The 18,586-nt window shown below is 38.5% G+C and carries 18 protein-coding genes; 14 read left to right on the forward strand and 4 right to left on the reverse strand.

Going from position 1 to position 18,586, the window contains the following annotated elements; all coding sequences use genetic code 11:
* Positions 1–128 precede the first annotated feature (128 nt).
* Positions 129–2,147, reverse strand: coding sequence for a UDP-glucose:protein N-beta-glucosyltransferase (locus tag INP93_RS02595; RefSeq protein ID WP_197545054.1), 2,019 nt, complete (start codon positions 2,145–2,147; stop codon positions 129–131).
* Positions 2,148–2,186: 39 nt separating this feature from the next.
* On the reverse strand, positions 2,187–3,524 hold the full coding sequence (rimO, locus tag INP93_RS02600; RefSeq protein ID WP_197543961.1) for a 30S ribosomal protein S12 methylthiotransferase RimO: 1,338 nt from the start codon (positions 3,522–3,524) through the stop codon (positions 2,187–2,189).
* A 165-nt stretch (positions 3,525–3,689) separates the two neighbouring features.
* Here rimO and INP93_RS02605 point away from each other — a divergent pair, with 165 nt between their 5' ends.
* Together INP93_RS02605 and mutS are read left to right on the forward strand one after the other, a co-directional pair.
* Positions 3,690–4,406, forward strand: a complete 717-nt coding sequence (locus INP93_RS02605; RefSeq protein WP_197545055.1) for an MgtC/SapB family protein — start codon at positions 3,690–3,692, stop codon at positions 4,404–4,406.
* 84 nt (positions 4,407–4,490) lie between these two features.
* On the forward strand, positions 4,491–7,073 hold the full coding sequence (gene mutS, locus INP93_RS02610; protein WP_197545056.1) for a DNA mismatch repair protein MutS: 2,583 nt from the start codon (positions 4,491–4,493) through the stop codon (positions 7,071–7,073).
* A 58-nt stretch (positions 7,074–7,131) separates the two neighbouring features.
* Here mutS and glpX read toward each other — a convergent pair whose 3' ends face one another.
* On the reverse strand, positions 7,132–8,145 hold the full coding sequence (gene glpX, locus INP93_RS02615) for a class II fructose-bisphosphatase (protein ID WP_197545057.1): 1,014 nt from the start codon (positions 8,143–8,145) through the stop codon (positions 7,132–7,134).
* 143 nt (positions 8,146–8,288) lie between these two features.
* On the opposite strand from glpX, the gene INP93_RS02620 reads away from it, so the two are divergent.
* The 3 genes from INP93_RS02620 to mnmG all read left to right on the forward strand — a co-directional run bounded on the left by INP93_RS02620 (position 8,289) and on the right by mnmG (position 11,315).
* Positions 8,289–8,507 carry a cell division protein ZapB gene (locus INP93_RS02620; protein ID WP_049370030.1) on the forward strand — a complete coding sequence of 73 codons (219 nt, stop codon included), beginning with the start codon at positions 8,289–8,291 and terminating at the stop codon, positions 8,505–8,507.
* A gap of 51 nt (positions 8,508–8,558) precedes the next feature.
* Complete coding sequence (mioC, locus tag INP93_RS02625) at positions 8,559–8,996, forward strand: FMN-binding protein MioC (protein ID WP_197545058.1); 438 nt, start codon at positions 8,559–8,561, stop codon at positions 8,994–8,996.
* 429 nt (positions 8,997–9,425) lie between these two features.
* The gene (mnmG, locus tag INP93_RS02630; protein WP_014064474.1) at positions 9,426–11,315 is read left to right on the forward strand and encodes a tRNA uridine-5-carboxymethylaminomethyl(34) synthesis enzyme MnmG; all 1,890 of its coding nucleotides are present in this window, start codon (positions 9,426–9,428) and stop codon (positions 11,313–11,315) included.
* Between the two features lie 67 nt (positions 11,316–11,382).
* On the opposite strand, the gene INP93_RS02635 is transcribed toward mnmG, so the two are convergent.
* Positions 11,383–12,234, reverse strand: a complete 852-nt coding sequence (locus tag INP93_RS02635) for an SDR family oxidoreductase (protein WP_197545059.1) — start codon at positions 12,232–12,234, stop codon at positions 11,383–11,385.
* A gap of 166 nt (positions 12,235–12,400) precedes the next feature.
* Here INP93_RS02635 and INP93_RS02640 point away from each other — a divergent pair, with 166 nt between their 5' ends.
* From INP93_RS02640 to atpG, 9 genes are all read left to right on the forward strand, one after another.
* On the forward strand, positions 12,401–12,757 hold the full coding sequence (locus INP93_RS02640; protein WP_197545060.1) for a winged helix-turn-helix transcriptional regulator: 357 nt from the start codon (positions 12,401–12,403) through the stop codon (positions 12,755–12,757).
* Positions 12,758–12,816: 59 nt separating this feature from the next.
* Positions 12,817–13,428 (forward strand): 16S rRNA (guanine(527)-N(7))-methyltransferase RsmG, encoded by a 612-nt coding sequence (rsmG, locus tag INP93_RS02645; protein WP_197545061.1) that lies wholly within the window; start codon positions 12,817–12,819, stop codon positions 13,426–13,428.
* Positions 13,429–13,567: 139 nt separating this feature from the next.
* Complete coding sequence (locus INP93_RS02650) at positions 13,568–13,942, forward strand: ATP synthase subunit I (RefSeq protein ID WP_178165214.1); 375 nt, start codon at positions 13,568–13,570, stop codon at positions 13,940–13,942.
* Positions 13,943–13,963: 21 nt separating this feature from the next.
* The gene (gene atpB / locus INP93_RS02655) at positions 13,964–14,752 is read left to right on the forward strand and encodes a F0F1 ATP synthase subunit A (protein ID WP_014064469.1); all 789 of its coding nucleotides are present in this window, start codon (positions 13,964–13,966) and stop codon (positions 14,750–14,752) included.
* Between the two features lie 56 nt (positions 14,753–14,808).
* Positions 14,809–15,063, forward strand: coding sequence for a F0F1 ATP synthase subunit C (gene atpE / locus INP93_RS02660; RefSeq protein WP_005539567.1), 255 nt, complete (start codon positions 14,809–14,811; stop codon positions 15,061–15,063).
* Positions 15,064–15,112: 49 nt separating this feature from the next.
* Positions 15,113–15,583: a F0F1 ATP synthase subunit B gene (atpF, locus tag INP93_RS02665; RefSeq protein WP_005699161.1), complete on the forward strand. Its 471-nt coding sequence runs from the start codon at positions 15,113–15,115 to the stop codon at positions 15,581–15,583.
* A gap of 12 nt (positions 15,584–15,595) precedes the next feature.
* Positions 15,596–16,129, forward strand: coding sequence for a F0F1 ATP synthase subunit delta (atpH, locus tag INP93_RS02670; RefSeq protein WP_197545062.1), 534 nt, complete (start codon positions 15,596–15,598; stop codon positions 16,127–16,129).
* Positions 16,130–16,141: 12 nt separating this feature from the next.
* The gene (gene atpA / locus INP93_RS02675; protein WP_005694948.1) at positions 16,142–17,683 is read left to right on the forward strand and encodes a F0F1 ATP synthase subunit alpha; all 1,542 of its coding nucleotides are present in this window, start codon (positions 16,142–16,144) and stop codon (positions 17,681–17,683) included.
* A gap of 18 nt (positions 17,684–17,701) precedes the next feature.
* Positions 17,702–18,571 (forward strand): F0F1 ATP synthase subunit gamma, encoded by an 870-nt coding sequence (gene atpG, locus INP93_RS02680; RefSeq protein WP_005694946.1) that lies wholly within the window; start codon positions 17,702–17,704, stop codon positions 18,569–18,571.
* Positions 18,572–18,586: the final 15 nt, after the last annotated feature.

An 18,586-nucleotide genomic window follows, 5' to 3' on the forward strand; every position in this document is an offset into this window, starting at 1 on the left:
TTATTTTATGTTGTGTTGAATGGGTCTATTAATTACAGGCTTTACGCCACAAAATCAAGCTTTTTTAGAAAAAATGAGGCTTTGTTTAATTTTTCTCAATAAAAAATCCCCTTTCGGGGATTTATTGATTATTTATCTGCTTTTTTCGTGGTTTTCTTTACCGTTTTTTTCGGCTCAGATTTACCTTCAGATTTGACCGCACTTTTCTTTGTCGTGGTAGACTTTGTAGTCTTCTCTTTTGTCGTTGCGGATTTAGTCGCTTTTTTCTTTGGCTTTTCAGCTAAATTTGCTGCTTTCCATTCCTCAAATTTTTCAAGTAACACTTTACCCATTGGGCTTGGATCACCTGTAAATAAGGTTTGAAGGCCATTATTTTCAATGATATGACGGCGAAGTGCTAAACGTTCTTGATGATTTTCTGCTAAACGAACTGCACGTTCAACATATTCATCTACCGTATTCGCAATTAACCATTCCGGTAAACCTAAACGTTTGAATAACCCTTCATCAATATGTTCATGGACTTCTGAACCCGTTTTACATATACCCACTAAACCTAATGTCACCATATCAATAATGCCATTCGTATTCCCGAATGGGAATGGATTCACCATCATATCGCAGTTATGCAAAATACGAAGATATTGATCATAAGGCGCATGTGGATGAGCTGTCGCATCATTGCCTAAATAAGATTTAATAAAACGCTCAACATAAGGATGGGTTACACCACTGGATTGACCTAAAGCAAAGTGGAAATGAACCTTAACATTCGCACGATCACGAATAGCCTTTAATGCTGCTAAGAAATATGGGTTAAGCTTCATTGTGGTAGAAGCAATACCAATATTCACCACTTCAGGATTTTCACGTAAGCGATATTCTACGTGTTGCGGTGCAAGCGCTGAAGGCACATAAGGTAAGGCATCTTTTGGTAAACGCAATAATTGCTCACTGAAGCATTTTTCAGAACCAACGTAGTCATCTTCCACAATCACATATTCAATAAAATCAGAATGTGTCGTAGCAGGGTGACCTAAAGCAATCACTTGAACCGGTGCAAGACGCGTGTTACTTGCAAAAATGGTGGTTAAATCCATCCCAATACTTGGCATATAAAGAACGGCTGCACCATTTTTTTCACAAATCGCTTTTAAATGATCTAATTTGGAAACAACATTACTGCCTTCTAATACATGGAATTCATCAAATACAGCTTTACCTGCTTCATCTACAGCATCATTACCTACACCAATTAAATAGAAACGTTCACGCGCAGCTATCATTGAAGTGGAATGCGTACGGTAAATTGAATGAGATGAATGGAAATGCTCCAATAACACCACCATGACAGGTTTGCCATTACGCTCACCTAATTTCGTGACATCGCGATCTGTCCATCCACCTTGCAATAAATGACGACGGATGACTTGGTTTAATGCTTTTTTCACCCAATGTTTATTTTCAGCAATATCGTAGCTGCAATGCATATACACATCGTGTGAAATGGCACTCGGTACATTATTTAAGTTTTCAATTGCCGCTAATTTTTCAGGGAACCATTGTAAAAGCGTACCACGCTTAGAGAACGATTGATCAGTACCGATAAAACGGGGTGATTGCAATGCAAAACAAAGGGATGCACATAATTCAGGGTCTAAATTCCATAAAGCATCCAGATTCACGTTTATATTTGATTCCGGCAAGTACAAAATACAGAATTTAATTAATGATGATCTTGCATTATCTAAATGGAAATCAGATAAATTAGTTTTATCTGGATTGCGGTTATAAGTTTGCAACACATGGTCCGCATTCACAAAAGGTGATGATGCAAAAATCATATTAATCCAACGTTGTAAGGTAAAGAAACGTTGTGCCCCGCCTTCAGAAATATCTAATTTAGGATCAGAAAATAGCTCGCTCATTGCTACCGCTACACGGGTACAAAAATGCTTAATTTTATCTTGTACTAATTCATCATTTAATTGGCTAGGATAATCAATTTCAATGCCTTCAACGCCACCAAAATTAGTATCAATTTTGCTTAAAATATCGAGCAATTCTACGCAAGCTGCTTCATAATTTTTTGCCGCAACTTCTTGTTCAAAACGGATAACACTTGGTTGTTTTTGTGTTTCTGCCATTTTTTAATTCCTTTGGTAAAAAATAAATAAGATTAATAATTAACAGGTTCCCCACAGATCGTATTCATCTGAATGGGTAATGGTTACTTTAATAAATTCGCCCACTTTCACAGGCGTGCCACTTAGATTTTCAATATAAACTAAGCCATCAACTTCGGGTGCATCGGCTTTTGTACGGCCGATAATACCTTCGTTATCAATTTCATCCACAATTACATCAAGCGTTTGGCCAATTTTTTGTTTTAATCGTTCAGCCGAAATTTCTTGTTGTAACTGCATAAAGCGGTGGAAACGTTCTTCTTTTACATCTTCAGGCACTTGGTCAGCCATTTCAGTTGCAGGTGCGCCTTCTACTGGGCTAAATTTGAAACAGCCCACGCGATCAAGTTGTGCTTCTTTTAAGAAATCCAATAACATTTGGAAGTCTTCTTCTGTTTCACCTGGGAAACCTACGATGAAAGTTGAACGCAAAGTTAAATCTGGACAAATCTCACGCCATTGCTTGATACGCTCTAAAGTGCGGTCAATTTTTCCTGGTCTTTTCATTGCTTTTAAAATTTTCGGACTCGCATGTTGTAATGGAATATCCAAATAAGGCAATAATAAACCTTCCGCCATTAATGGGATTAAATCATCCACGTGCGGATAAGGATAAACGTAGTGTAAACGTACCCAAATACCTAATTTACCAAGCTGTTTACACAAGGTCATTAAGTCATTTTTAATTGGCATACCATTCCAGAAGGCCGTTTTTACGCCACCTTCTTTGCGTTGTGTATCCATCGCATAAGCAGAAGTATCTTGTGAAACAACCAATAACTCTTTCACGCCCGCATCAGCAAGACGTTTTGCTTCATCCAATACTTGTGTGATAGAGCGGCTTTCTAAATCCCCACGTAATGAAGGGATTATACAGAATGTACAACGATGATCACAGCCTTCTGAGATTTTCAAATAAGCGTAGTGTTTTGGTGTTAATTTCACCCCTTGTTTTGGTACAAGGCTGGTGTAAGGATTATGCTCTGGTTTAGGAACGTACTTGTGTACTTGTGCCATTACCGTTTCATAACTGTGCGGACCGCTTACTTCCAATACTTTCGGGTGAACTTGACGAATTTGATCTTCTTTCGCACCCAAACAACCCGTCACAATCACACGTCCGTTTTCTTCCAACGCCTCTCCAATGGCTTCTAAGGATTCCTGTACAGCGCTATCAATAAAGCCACAAGTATTCACAATAACCAAGTCCACATTTTCATAACTTGGTACAATGTTATATCCGTCAGTACGTAATTCAGTCAGAATACGTTCAGAATCCACTAAATTTTTAGGACAACCTAAACTTACAAAGCCAATATTCGGCGTTGATTTTTGCATAAATTTATTCTCAGCTATCATCATCTTTCAAAATTTTAGATTTTACTCAATTTCAAGCCGAAAGGCGATAAATTAAAGGTAAATTGATTGTAAATTTGCCCATTAAAGTCCTTTTTTCAGGTAGAATAATGCCTGTTTTTTTATTTACTCATATTCATTATTAACATGGAAAATTCTTCTCTTTTTTCGACCGCTCTTGAACAGACGGCTTATTTACTTATCCTAGGGAAAATGCTACTCGCACTTGTGCTTGGCGGGATTATTGGCTTAGAACGTGAACTTAAGCACAAACCGGTTGGAGTCAAAACCTGTGCCATTATTGCGGTGACGACTTGTGTACTGACGATTGTATCTATTCAAGCTGCAGAACATTATGCACAAGTTTCAGATAATATCCGAACTGACCCTATGCGACTTGCCGCTCAAGTAATCAGTGGTATCGGTTTCTTAGGTGCTGGGGTAATTTTACACAAGAAAAATGATGCGATTTCAGGCTTAACCACTGCAGCTATTATTTGGGCTGCAGCGGCTATCGGTGTAGCAACAGGTGCAGGCTTTATTTTTGATGCGATTATTGCCACTTTAATGATTTTAATCGCCATCCGTATCAGCCCGATTGTGCAACGTTATGTTCGTCGCAAAACCTATAAAAAACGTACTCGCTTATCCATTCAACTGAGCTCTGCTAACGGTATCAGTAAAGTGACAGATTTATTATTGAAACATGATTACCGCATTGAAAATATCTCGGTAAAAGATCAAGCTAGCGGTGAAGTTCGCTTGCAAGTACGATGCTACAATATTGATAATGAAATGCTAAAAGATGTCTATACGCTATTAAAAACAGAAGATGAAGTACTGAGTGTGGATGTAGAAAATTAAAATCAGCTAAAAATAACACATCACTTCTATCGTAAAACCTATACTTGCTAGACAAAAAGTTAAAAACTTAAACTGGATAACGTCATGAATTTACAAGACAATTTCGATCAGCATACGCCGATGATGCAGCAATATCTCAAGTTAAAAGCAGAAAATCCCGACATTTTGTTGTTTTATCGAATGGGGGATTTTTACGAGCTTTTTTATGATGATGCAAAAAAAGCGGCAGCGTTGTTAGATATTTCTTTAACGAAACGTGGACAATCAGCAGGTAATCCAATTCCCATGGCTGGCGTGCCTTATCATGCGGTAGAAGGCTATTTAGCAAAATTAGTGCAATTAGGTGAACCTGTAGCCATTTGTGAGCAAGTGGGTGATCCCGCCACATCAAAAGGACCGGTTGAACGCAAAATTGTACGAATTGTGACACCAGGTACAGTAAGTGATGAAGCGCTTTTACCAGAACGCCAAGATAACTTAATTGTAGCCGTTTATCAGGAAAAAGAAAAATTCGGTCTAGCTACATTAGACATGACATCTGGACGTTTCCAACTTTGTGAACCTCATTCAAAAGAAGCCTTACAAGCTGAATTACAGCGTATTAATCCCGTGGAATTACTTTATTGTGAAGATTTTGCTGAAATGGCCATTATCGAACATTATAAAGGATTACGCCGTCGCCCAATTTGGGAATTTGAACTTAGTACAGCAATCTCAGAACTTAATCGTCAATTTGGTACGAAAGATTTACGTGCATTTGGTGTAGAAAAATCACCTCTTGGCTTGGCAGCAGCAGGCTGTTTATTGCAATATGCAAAAGAAACACAACGGGCTTCTCTGCCACACATTCAAAGCATCAGTGTCATTCAAAATAACGATAATATTCAATTAGATGCTGCAACACGCCGAAATTTAGAACTCACTCAAAATCTTGCGGGCGGCACAGAAAACACGCTGGCTTCGGTATTAGATAAATGCGTTACACCAATGGGTAGCCGTTTGTTAAAACGTTGGATTCATCAACCTATCCGTCAAACAGACATTCTATTAAAACGCCAAAAAACGATTGGTGAAATTATTGAGCAAGATTTGTATCACGAATTGCAGCCTTATTTGCAACAAGTGGGGGATATGGAACGTATTCTTACCCGTGTAGCACTGCGTTCTGCACGTCCTCGCGATCTCACGCGTTTACGTACCGCATTAGAACAAATTGAACCGATAAAATCACTGATTCATACAAAAACATCATCAAATTTGACCGCACTTTCTGCACAAATTGATGATTTTTCCGCACAAATCGAGCTACTTCAAAAAGCAATTATTGAAACTCCTCCGTTATTAATTCGCGATGGTGGCGTTATTGCTGAAGGCTATAATGCAGAATTAGATGAATGGCGAACCCTTTCCGCTGGCGCAACGCAATATTTAGAAAATTTAGAACAACGCGAACGAGAAAGCACAGGCATTGATACCTTAAAAATTGGCTTTAATGCAGTGCATGGCTATTACATTCAAATTAGCCAAGGGCAAGCTCATAAAGCACCGATTCATTATGTTCGCCGTCAAACCTTAAAAAATGCCGAGCGCTATATTATTCCTGAATTAAAAGAATACGAAGATAAGGTTTTAAAATCAAAAGGCGCGGCGCTTGCTTTAGAAAAGCAACTTTATGATGAATTATTTGATTTATTGTTGCCACATTTAGGTCAATTGCAGTTAGCTAGCTTGGCATTGTCTGAATTGGATGTGTTAGTTAATCTCGCAGAACGAGCAGAAACCTTAAATTATGTTGCACCACAATTTAGTGATGAAATTGGCGTAAAAATTGAAAATGGTCGCCATCCTGTAGTGGAACAAGTCTTAAAAGATCCCTTTATTGCTAACCCTGTGAATCTCAATCAGCAACGTCATTTGCTGATTATTACTGGCCCAAATATGGGTGGTAAAAGTACCTATATGCGTCAAACGGCTTTAATTACGTTAATGGCGTATATAGGCAGTTTTGTGCCAGCTGATAGTGCGGTTATTGGGCAAATTGATCGTATTTTTACTCGAATTGGTGCTTCTGACGATTTGGCATCCGGTCGTTCTACATTTATGGTAGAAATGACCGAAATGGCCAATATTCTTCATCAAGCCACTTCACAAAGTTTAGTTCTTATTGATGAAATTGGGCGAGGCACTTCTACCTATGATGGGCTTTCTTTAGCTTGGGCTTGTGCTGAATGGTTAGCGAAGAAAACTCGTTCACTTACGTTATTTGCGACCCATTATTTTGAACTCACCGCACTGCCAGAACAAATTGAAGGCATTGCCAATATTCATTTAGATGCGTTAGAACATAACAATACCATCGCCTTTATGCATGCGGTTCAAGACGGTGCGGCAAGTAAAAGTTATGGTCTTGCTGTTGCAGCGCTGGCAGGTGTACCTCAATCTGTCATTAAACTGGCGAAGCAAAAATTACATCAGTTAGAAAAATTGTCGGCACAAAATGGTGATCAACAAATTCAACATTTAAGAGCGTTAAATCAACATCAAGGTGAATTGGCTTTTGAATCGGAGCCTGATGCTTTACGCGAAGCCATTGAGCAACTTGATCCAGATGAATTAAGTCCAAAACAAGCCTTAGCTTATCTGTATCAATTGAAGAAAATGCTGTAAGAAATAAAAAGAGCGGTCAAAAAATTCATTGTTTTTTATGACCGCTCTTTTATTTTCACTAATTTCTTAAAATCTCATAGATTTCAGAATCTTTTCTATCGAGATAATGGATGGATTGGATTTTACGAATGGTGCGTGATTTACCACGGATTAATAAGGTTTCAGTGGTAGCTAAGTTGCCACGACGAGAAATCCCTTTGAGTAATTCACCGTGCGTAATTCCCGTTGCGGCAAAAACAAGGTTATCATCACGCACTAAATCTTCTAATTTTAAGACTTCATTGACCTTCACACCTAAGGCTTCACAACGTTGAACTTCTTCAGCGGCAATTTTACGATTTTCTTCCGTATCGCCTTTCACTTCATTGCGTGGAATAAGACGAGCTTGCATATCTCCACCTAATGCTCGAATTGCAGCGGCGGCTGCCACACCTTCAGGTGCACCGCCAATGCCATAAACCATATCCACTTCAGCATCAGGTAAGCAACATAAAACCGAAGCCGCCACATCACCATCCGGAATAGCCATCACGCGAATACCAAGATTATGCATTTGTTTAATCACTTCATCATGACGTGGTTTAGCGAGCACCATCACTGTTAAATCCGATAAGGATTTACCTAAACGAGAAGCGACACGGCGAAGATTTTGTTCAATTGGTAAACTTAAATCAATCATGCCTTTTACTTCAGGACCCACGACTAATTTTTCCATATACATATCTGGCGCTTTTAAGAAGGTTCGTTTACCGCCAGCTGCCAATACTGAAATGGCATTCAATTGGCCCATTGCGGTCATTCGTGTGCCATCAATCGGATCAACCGCAATAGAAACGAGCTCACCATTACCTGAGCCCACTTTTTCGCCAATATAAAGCATTGGTGCTTCGTCAATTTCTCCTTCACCAATCACAATTTCACCGTCCATATGGATTAAATTCAGCATATAACGCATGGCTTTGACTGCTGCCTCATCTGCCGCATTTTTATTACCACGACCAAGCCAAGTATAAGCTGCTAATGCTGCCGCTTCGGTTACTCTTGAAAATTCAATAGCTAATGCACGATTCATTTTTCTCTCCCAATGCAAAAAGTCTCGTTATTTTATCACTAAGCAAACGTTTGCATAATAAATTTTGACAAGAGGCTTTTAAAAATAGGATTAAGTCGGTAGAATAAAGCCGTTTCGGACTTATTTTAAAAAAGGAAATCACTATGTCTTTAGAAATTTTAGATCAGCTTGAAGAAAAAATTAGACAAGCAGTAGAAACCATTCAATTACTTCAACTTGAAGTAGAAGAATTAAAAGAACAAAAAAATCAATCTCAACAAGCGGTAGAAGCGTTGCAACATGAAAACGAGCAACTTAAAAATGAACACCGCAACTGGCAAGAACATATTCGTTCATTGTTGGGTAAATTCGACAACGTATAATGACTATAAAGGCTTAGAAAATCTAAGCCTTTTTTCTTATTAGGAAACAATATGAATATTTGCGTGATTTCAGGCAGCACATTAGGCGGCGCTGAATATGTGGCAGAGCATTTAGAAGATGTGTTAAAAACACAAGATTTTTCTACCGCACTTTTCCACGGACCAGAACTTGATGATGTGATTGATGAAAATATTTGGTTGATTGTCACTTCAACACATGGTGCAGGTGAATTGCCTGATAATTTGAAACCACTCTTTGAACAAATTGCGGCATCAGATAAAGATTTATCTTCTCTCCGCTTTGCCGTTGTAGGCTTAGGCAATTCAGATTACGATACATTCTGTCATGCCGTGAATAAAGTTGAAACACAATTAAGTGAAAAAAGTGCGGTCAAAATTTGCGACAGTTTAAAAATCGATGTCTTGCATGTTGATGATCAAGAACAATTTGCTGAAGATTGGCTACCACAATTTATAAATGCACTTTAGTCATAATAAAGCGATAATTTGAGTTATCGCTTTTTCTTTATCCATTATCCAAAAAAATCACCTGTGGATAACTTTAATAAAACCTGTCAAAAACTTGTTCTTTTCCACTGAGTAAATCTGATGATTGTTTTAACTGTGGATAAAATTAAAGGTTATCCACAAGAAAAAGCCTTCAAACTGACTACATTTCAACACAGTCTAAAATGATCTAACTTCTTCATTTAAAAAAGGAAAAGGATCTTATTCACAAGGTAAAAGGATCTTAATAGTAACAATAATAAGATCTTTATATATAAATAGATCTTATCTTTATTACTTCTCGATCTTATCTCATCACAGATTGAATTCTTGCTTTCAAGCACACGTAATTTTCAGTAGAATAGCGCCTATTTTTAGATCGAAGATCAAATTGAAGACGAAGAGAGAGATATGTTTTACACCGAAAATTATGATGTGATCGTTGTTGGTGGCGGTCATGCCGGTACAGAAGCCGCATTGGCTCCGGCACGCATGGGATTAAAAACCCTATTATTGACACATAATGTTGATACCCTTGGACAAATGTCATGTAACCCAGCTATTGGTGGTATTGGTAAAGGCCATTTAGTGAAAGAAGTGGATGCCATGGGCGGGTTAATGGCGCATGCTGCAGATAAGGCGGGGATTCAATTTCGTACTTTAAACAGCAGTAAAGGGCCTGCTGTACGTGCAACTCGTGCTCAAGCTGACCGTGTGTTATATCGCCAAGCAGTACGCATCGCACTAGAAAATCAACCAAATTTAGATATTTTCCAACAAGAAGTAACTGATATTTTAATTGAGCAAGATCGCGTTTGTGGTGTGGAAACCAAAATGGGACTTAAATTTCGTGCTAAATCGGTGATTTTAACAGCCGGTACTTTCTTAGCTGGTAAGATCCATATAGGTTTAGAACATTATGAAGGTGGCCGAGCTGGTGATCCGGCATCTGTTACACTTTCTCATCGTTTACGTGATCTTAATTTACGTGTAGATCGTTTAAAAACCGGTACACCACCGCGTATTGATGCTCGCACGATCAATTTCGATATATTGGCTAAACAACATGGTGATGCCGTATTACCGGTATTCTCTTTTATGGGATCAGTGGATGATCACCCTCAACAAATTCCTTGTTATATCACCCACACTAATGAACAAACTCATGAAGTGATCCGTAATAACTTGGATCGCAGTCCAATGTATACTGGTGTAATTGAAGGGATCGGCCCTCGTTATTGTCCATCCATTGAAGATAAAGTAATGCGTTTTGCGGATCGTAATTCACATCAAATTTATTTGGAACCAGAAGGCTTAACCAGTAATGAAGTGTATCCAAACGGGATCTCTACCAGTTTGCCGTTTGACGTACAAATGGGCATTGTGAATTCGATGAAAGGTTTAGAAAAAGCTCGCATCATTAAACCAGGTTATGCCATTGAATATGATTATTTTGATCCGCGTGACTTAAAACCAACGTTAGAAACTAAATCGATTTCGGGTTTATTCTTTGCGGGTCAAATTAACGGTACAACCGGTTATGAAGAAGCTGCGGCACAAGGCTTATTAGCTGGGATTAATGCTGGTCTTTACGTACAAGAGAAAGAGGCATGGTATCCACGTCGCGATCAATCCTATACTGGCGTATTGGTTGATGACCTTTGTACGCTTGGTACCAAAGAACCATATCGCGTATTTACTTCTCGTGCGGAATACCGTTTGTTATTACGTGAAGACAATGCGGACATTCGTTTAACGCCAATTGCCCATGAATTAGGTCTGATTGATGAGGCTCGCTGGGCTCGCTTCAATCAAAAAATGGAAAATATCGAACAGGAACGCCAACGCTTACGCAGCATTTGGTTGCATCCGCGTTCTGAATATTTAGAAGAAGCCAATAAAGTACTTGGTAGCCCACTTGTGCGTGAAGCAAACGGTGAAGATTTATTACGCCGTCCAGAAATAACTTATGATATTTTAACTTCTTTAACTCCATACAAACCTGCAATGGAAGACAGAGAGGCCGTAGAACAAGTGGAAATTGCCATTAAGTATCAAGGCTATATTGAGCATCAACAAGAAGAAATTGAAAAACAAAAACGCCACGAAAATACAGCTATCCCGGCTAACTTTGATTACAGCAAAGTTTCCGGTTTATCTAATGAAGTACGTGCGAAGTTGGAACAGCATCGTCCAGTTTCAATTGGTCAAGCGAGCCGAATTTCAGGCATTACTCCTGCGGCAATTTCAATTATTCTGGTGAATTTGAAAAAACAAGGCATGCTAAAACGCGGCGAATAATGTTTAAAAATGAAAAGTGCGGTTAAAACTAACCGCACTTTTTTATGATTAAATTTAAAGAACTTTATTAATGGGTGAGAGCTTGTTTTACTGCTACATCCAATCCTGCTGTTGGACGGCCAAGCAATTTCTCAAGGGTTTTGTCTTCTGAGTATAATGCACCGTTTGATGCATCTACATCCCATTGTGCAATTAAGCCTGCAAAGCCTTCATCTAATCCTGCTTGCACAAGTGCAGCGGCATAATCTGCTGCAGGAATATCCACGTAAGGGATATCTTTACCTGTTTGTTTGCTGATTTCTGCTGCAAGGTCGGCTAATGTCCAACTGGTTGATCCGGCAAGCTCGTAAGTTTGGTTTTCATGCCCTTCACTTAATGCAACGTTTACCGATGCTTCAGCAAGTTCTGCACGGAGTACAGAGGAAATTTTGCCGTTTTTTGCTGAACCGTAGAAAGCATTGTTTGCTAATGCCGCTGGAATTGAAGCCGTGTAGTTTTCGGTGTACCAACCATTGCGTAAAATGGTGTAAGTAATGCCTGAGGCTTTTAGTGCAGCTTCAGTTTCAACGTGCTCACCGGCAAGAGATTTCACGGTATTGTCGTTGGTGGCGCCAAGTAGGCTGGTGTAAATAATATGTTTCACGCCGGCTTTTTTTGCTGATTCAATTACGTTGTTATGTTGTACAAAACGCTGACCGATTTCATTACTTGAAACAAGAATTAAAGTATCTACGCCTTGTAATGCTTCTACTTGACCTTCTGTTTTTGAATAATCAAATTTGCGGGCTTCTACACCTAAAATTTTTTCTGGAGAGCGTACAAGCGCGATGACATTTGCTTGTTTTGCTTTTAATAAGTCTAATGCGATTGCGCCAAATTGACCTGTTGCACCAGTAATTGCGATAGTTTTAGTTGTCATTATATTTTCCTTCTCGTTAAGTTGAAATTATATTTGAACATTTGATTGTTCGCTTGATGTGGCGTATTATATTTTAATACTTACTTTTGAGAAGTACTTACATAAACGTAAGTTTTGTAATTTTTTAAAAATAATTTTTAACTCATTAATTTTTAAGGAATTAAAAATGGAAAAAAATTTAAATCGTGGAAATGTTCTGGCTTCCGCTTGCCCTTCTCGCCAAATTTTGCAACATTTAACCAGCCGTTGGGGCGCATTAGTGTTAGTGAGTTTACATTCTGGCACCAAGCGTTTTAGTGAACTTTGCCGAGCCATTGATGGTGTAAGTGAACGTATGTTGACTAAAACCCTGCAGGAATTGGAAGCCGATGGGATGTTAATCCGTAAATCCTATAATACTGTGCCACCGCAAGTGGATTACACATTAACAGAATTTGGATCACAGGCTTCTAATAAAATGTTTGAGTTGGTGGATTGGTTGGAAACAAATTTAGGGAATATTTTAGCAAGCCAGAAGAAATAATGTTTCAAGGTAGGTATTTTCAAGTAGAATGACGACAAACAGACAAGATAGATAGAAAAATGAAAGCAAAACTCGAAAATTTACTGACTCAAGCTGAAATTCAATTAACAGATCGACAAAAAGATCAACTTATCCAGTTAGTGCAATTACTCAATAAATGGAATAAAGCCTATAACTTAACCTCTGTGCGTGATCCACAGGAAATGTTAGTGAAACATATCTTGGATAGTATTGTTGTTAGTCCTTATTTACAAGGGGATCGTTTTATTGATGTAGGAACCGGTCCAGGCTTGCCAGGTCTGCCTCTAGCCATTATTAATCCTAGCAAGCAATTTGTCTTGTTAGATAGTTTAGGTAAGCGTATTAGCTTTATTCGAAATGCAGTACGTGAGTTAGGACTAACAAATATAGAACCCGTTCTTAGCCGCGTTGAGGAATACCAACCTGAACAAAAATTCGACGGTGTACTAAGTCGTGCATTTGCTTCGTTAAAAGATATGACAGATTGGTGTCATCATTTGCCAAAGAAAGATGGATATTTTTATGCCTTGAAAGGCATTTATCACGAAGATGAAGTTCAAGAATTAGACAAAAAATTCGAAATAAAAGACGTGATAACTTTACATATCCCTGAGCTTGTAGGTGAACGACATTTAATCGTTTTACGATAAAACACACTTTTTTTGTGACGATTTTGTGAATATTTTTTAAAAGTGTGATTTGTTTAACATTTTTTAGTGGTTTAAAAGTTGAAACTCTTTGTAGCGCGGGTATAATTAGATAGTTTTTGTATTTTAAAAAAATAAGATAATGTCTAAGGTTTTAACACAGGCTAAAAATCGATATCAAAAGGCGATAATCATTGAGTCGGTTTGTCTTGTTGTTTTTGGGGTATTCCTTGCAATTTGGCAAGGTGAAAGTGCGGTAGATTTTAGTTTAGGATTTATCAGTGCTTTTGTACCATTTTGTGCTTTTGCTTATATTGTTTTTTTTCGCAAACAAGATTTTTCAACAAAATTAACAGCATTTTATCGTGGTGAAGCGTTAAAGTTTATGCTAACGATTGTGCTTGTGGGGGTGTCCTTTAAATGGCTTGCTATCTCACATTTTATTTTGTTTTTTGTTGGTTTTTTTACAGCATTAGCGTTGAATAATTTTATTCCGTTTTTGTTAAATAGATCTTAATTTTTCTACAAAGGGTTGACTATGTCTGGACAAACAACTTCCGAATATATTAGTCACCACTTGTCTTTCTTGAAGACAGGTGATGGTTTCTGGAACGTTCACTTCGATACGCTTTTTTTCTCAATTGTATCGGCAGTGATTTTCTTGTTTATCTTTTCTCGTGTTGCAAAAAATGCTACGACAGGCGTACCAGGCAAAATGCAATGTTTGGTTGAAATTGTTGTAGGTTGGGTTGATGGTATTGTGAAAGAAAACTTTCATGGTCCGCGTAATGTGGTAGCACCAATTGCCTTAACCATTTTCTGCTGGGTATTCATTATGAATGCTATCGACTTGATCCCAGTTGATTTTCTTCCTCAATTTGCCGGTCTTTTTGGTATTCATTATTTAAGAGCAGTACCAACAGCAGATATCAGTGCAACATTAGGTATGTCAATCTGTGTATTCTTCCTCATTCTTTTCTATACAATTAAATCAAAAGGTTTTGGTGGTTTAGTTAAAGAATATACACTCCACCCTTTTAATCATTGGGCGTTTATTCCAGTAAACTTTATTCTTGAAACAGTAACTTTACTAGCTAAACCTATTTCTCTTGCTTTCCGTCTTTTCGGTAACATGTATGCAGGGGAATTAATCTTTATTCTTATCGCTGTGATGTACTCTGCAAATGTGGCCATTGCAGCATTGGGAATCCCATTACACCTAGCTTGGGCTATTTTCCATATTTTGGTTATTACGTTACAAGCATTCATCTTTATGATGTTAACGGTGGTTTATTTAAGTATTGCTTATAACAAAGCAGAACATTAATTTTTTTATTAACCGGCTCTAGGGCTAAACTTAACTTCTATCTATTGGAGAACATTATGGAAACTGTAATTACAGCGACAATCATTGGTGCATCAATTCTTCTTGCATTTGCTGCATTAGGTACTGCAATCGGCTTTGCGATCTTAGGTGGTAAATTCTTAGAATCATCTGCTCGTCAACCTGAATTAGCATCTAGCCTACAAACTAAAATGTTTATCGTGGCTGGTCTTTTGGATGCGATTGCAATGATTGCTGTTGGTATTTCATTACTTTTCATTTTCGCAAACCCATTCATCGGTTTATTACAATAATCACCTTATTTGCTTATCAACGTAAAACAAGCATAGTAAGGAGGACGTTGTGAATTTAAATGCAACATTGATTGGTCAACTTATTGCGTTCGCACTTTTTGTGTGGTTCTGCATGAAGTTTGTTTGGCCACCAATTATTAATGCGATTGAAACACGTCAAAGCCAAATTGCGAACGCCTTAGCGTCAGCTGAAGCAGCGAAAAAAGAGCAAGCAGATACTAAAAATCTTGTTGAACAAGAACTTCTATCTGCAAAAGTACAAGCTCAAGAAATTTTAGATGCTGCGAATAAACGTCGCAATGAAGTGTTAGACGAAGTGAAAGCAGAAGCTGAAGAACTAAAAGCAAAAATTATTGCTCAAGGTTATGCTGAAGTAGAAGCAGAACGTAAACGTGTTCAAGAAGAATTACGTGTTAAAGTGGCTTCATTAGCAGTAGCAGGTGCTGAGAAAATTGTGGGTCGTTCTATTGATGAAGCGGCAAACAATGACATTATTGATAAATTAGTTGCAGAGTTATAAGAGGCTTAGCTTATGTCAGAATTAACTACAATAGCTCGCCCTTATGCAAAAGCTGCATTCGACTTTGCCATTGAACAAAGTGCGGTTGAAAAATGGACTGAAATGTTAGGTTTTGCTGCAGCCGTAGCTGAAGATGAAACGGTAAAAGCTTACTTAAGTTGTTCTCTTTCTGCACAGAAATTAGCTGATACAGTAATTTCTATTTGTGGCGAACAATTGGATCAATATGGGCAAAATCTTATTCGGTTAATGGCTGAAAATAAGCGTTTGAGTGCGATTCCTACCGTGTTTGAAGAATTTAAACATTATGTGGAAGAACATCAAGCTATTGCAGAAGTTGAAGTAACTTCTGCACAACCATTGAATGCAACACAAATCGAAAAAATTGCAGCTGCAATGGAAAAAAGATTAGCTCGCAAAGTGAAATTAAATTGCAATGTAGATAGCTCACTGATTGCCGGTGTAGTGATTCGTACAGAAGATTTTGTGATTGACGGAAGTAGTCGTGGACAACTTGCTCGTCTCGCAAATGAGTTGCAATTATAAGAGGAATACAAGATGCAACTAAATTCAACTGAAATTAGTGAATTGATTAAAAAACGCATCGCTCAATTTGACGTGGTGAGCGAAGCCCGTAATACAGGGACAATTGTTTCTGTAAGTGACGGGATTATTCGTATTCATGGCTTAAGCGATGTGATGCAAGGCGAAATGATCGCCTTACCAGGCAACCGTTACGCAATGGCACTTAACCTTGAACGTGATTCTGTTGGTGCGGTAGTAATGGGCCCTTACGCAGATTTAGCGGAAGGTATGGAAGTACAATGTACTGGCCGTATTCTTGAAGTACCAGTTGGTCGTGGTTTATTAGGTCGTGTGGTAAATACACTTGGTCAACCAATCGATGGTAAAGGTGAAATTGAAAACGATGGTTTCTCTCCTGTTGAAGTCATTGCACCAGGTGTTATCGATCGTAAATCTGTTGATCAGCCTGTACAAACTGGTTATAAAGCGGTTGACTCCATGGTTCCAATCGGTCGTGGTCAACGTGAGTTAATCATCGGTGACCGTCAAACGGGTAAAACAGCATTAGCAATCGACGCAATCATTAACCAACGTGATTCAGGTATTAAATGTATCTATGTAGCGATCGGTCAAAAAGCGTCGACTATTGCAAACGTAGTGCGTAAATTAGAAGAGCACGGTGCGCTTGAAAACACTATCGTTGTTGCGGCATCTGCATCTGAATCAGCTGCTTTACAATATTTAGCGCCTTATGCTGGTTGTGCAATGGGTGAATATTTCCGTGATCGCGGTGAAGATGCGTTAATCGTTTACGATGACTTATCAAAACAAGCTGTTGCTTATCGTCAGATTTCATTATTATTACGTCGTCCACCAGGTCGTGAAGCATATCCAGGTGACGTATTCTATCTACACTCACGTTTACTTGAACGTGCAGCACGTGTAAGTGAAGAATACGTAGAAAAATTTACTCAAGGTGCAGTAAAAGGAAAAACCGGTTCTTTAACCGCTCTTCCAATTATTGAAACTCAAGCAGGTGACGTTTCAGCATTCGTTCCAACCAACGTAATTTCGATTACCGATGGTCAGATTTTCTTAGAATCTAACTTATTTAACTCTGGTATTCGTCCAGCGGTAAACCCAGGTATTTCGGTATCTCGTGTGGGTGGTTCTGCACAAACTAAAGTAGTGAAAAAATTAGCTGGTGGTATCCGTACTGCATTAGCTCAATATCGTGAATTAGCAGCGTTTGCTCAGTTCGCATCTGACCTTGATGATGCTACCCGCAAACAACTTTCTCACGGTGAAAAAGTCACTGAATTATTGAAACAAAAACAATATGTACCGCTTAGCGTAGCAGAGCAATCTGTGTTGCTTTTCGCGGTTGAGTTTGGCTATTTAGAAGATGTGGAATTGCAAAAAATTGCAAGTTTTGAAGCCGCACTTTTAGATTACGCTCGCCGTAACCATAGCGAGTTTATGGCTGAATTGACCAAAACCGGTAATTACAATGATGAAGTTAAAGCATCATTGAAAACGATTTTGGATAACTTTAAAGCCAACAGCGCGTGGTAAAAGTAACGGAGAAATAAGATGGCAGGTGCAAAAGAGATAAAAACCAAAATTGCCAGTGTACAAAGTACACAAAAAATTACAAAGGCAATGGAAATGGTGGCGACCTCGAAAATGCGTAAAACGCAGGATCGTATGTCGGCTTCTCGTCCGTATTCTGAAACAATACGAAATGTTATCAGCCACGTCTCTAAAGCAAGTGTTGGTTATAAACACCCATTTTTAATTCAACGCGAAGTGAAAAAAGTCGGGATCTTAGTGGTCTCGACTGACCGCGGAATGTGTGGTGGTCTGAACATTAATTTGTTTAAAACCGTCATGACAGAAATCAAACAATGGAAAGATAAAGGTGTTAATGTTGAATTGGGTTTAATTGGCTCAAAAGGCATTAGCTTCTTCCGTTCATTAGGATTACCTGTTCGTGCACAACTTTCCGGTTTGGGTGATAATCCGACAATGGAAGACTTAATTGGTGTTGCAAACGGTATGTTTGGTAGCTATAAAGACGAAGAGGTAGATGCAGTTTATATTGCCTACAATAAATTCGTTAATACAATGGCGCAAAAACCTGTTTATCAACAATTAATACCATTACCGGCATTAGAAACCGATAATTTAGAGCAAAGACAAAGCACCTGGGATTACCTTTACGAGCCAGAGCCAAAAGTCTTATTAGACAGTTTGCTTACTCGTTATTTGGAATCACAAGTGTATCAATCTGTGGTAGATAACCTTGCTTCCGAGCAAGCTGCTAGAATGGTAGCAATGAAAGCGGCAACTGATAATGCAGGTAATTTAATCAATGACTTGCGATTAGTTTACAATAAAGCCCGTCAAGCAAGTATTACAAATGAATTAAACGAAATCGTCGCCGGCGCGGCAGCGATTTAATGAAAGAGGAACGGT

The sequence above is a fragment of the Haemophilus parainfluenzae genome, from assembly GCF_014931415.1.
Taxonomy (GTDB): Bacteria; Pseudomonadota; Gammaproteobacteria; order Enterobacterales; family Pasteurellaceae; genus Haemophilus_D; species Haemophilus_D parainfluenzae_AF.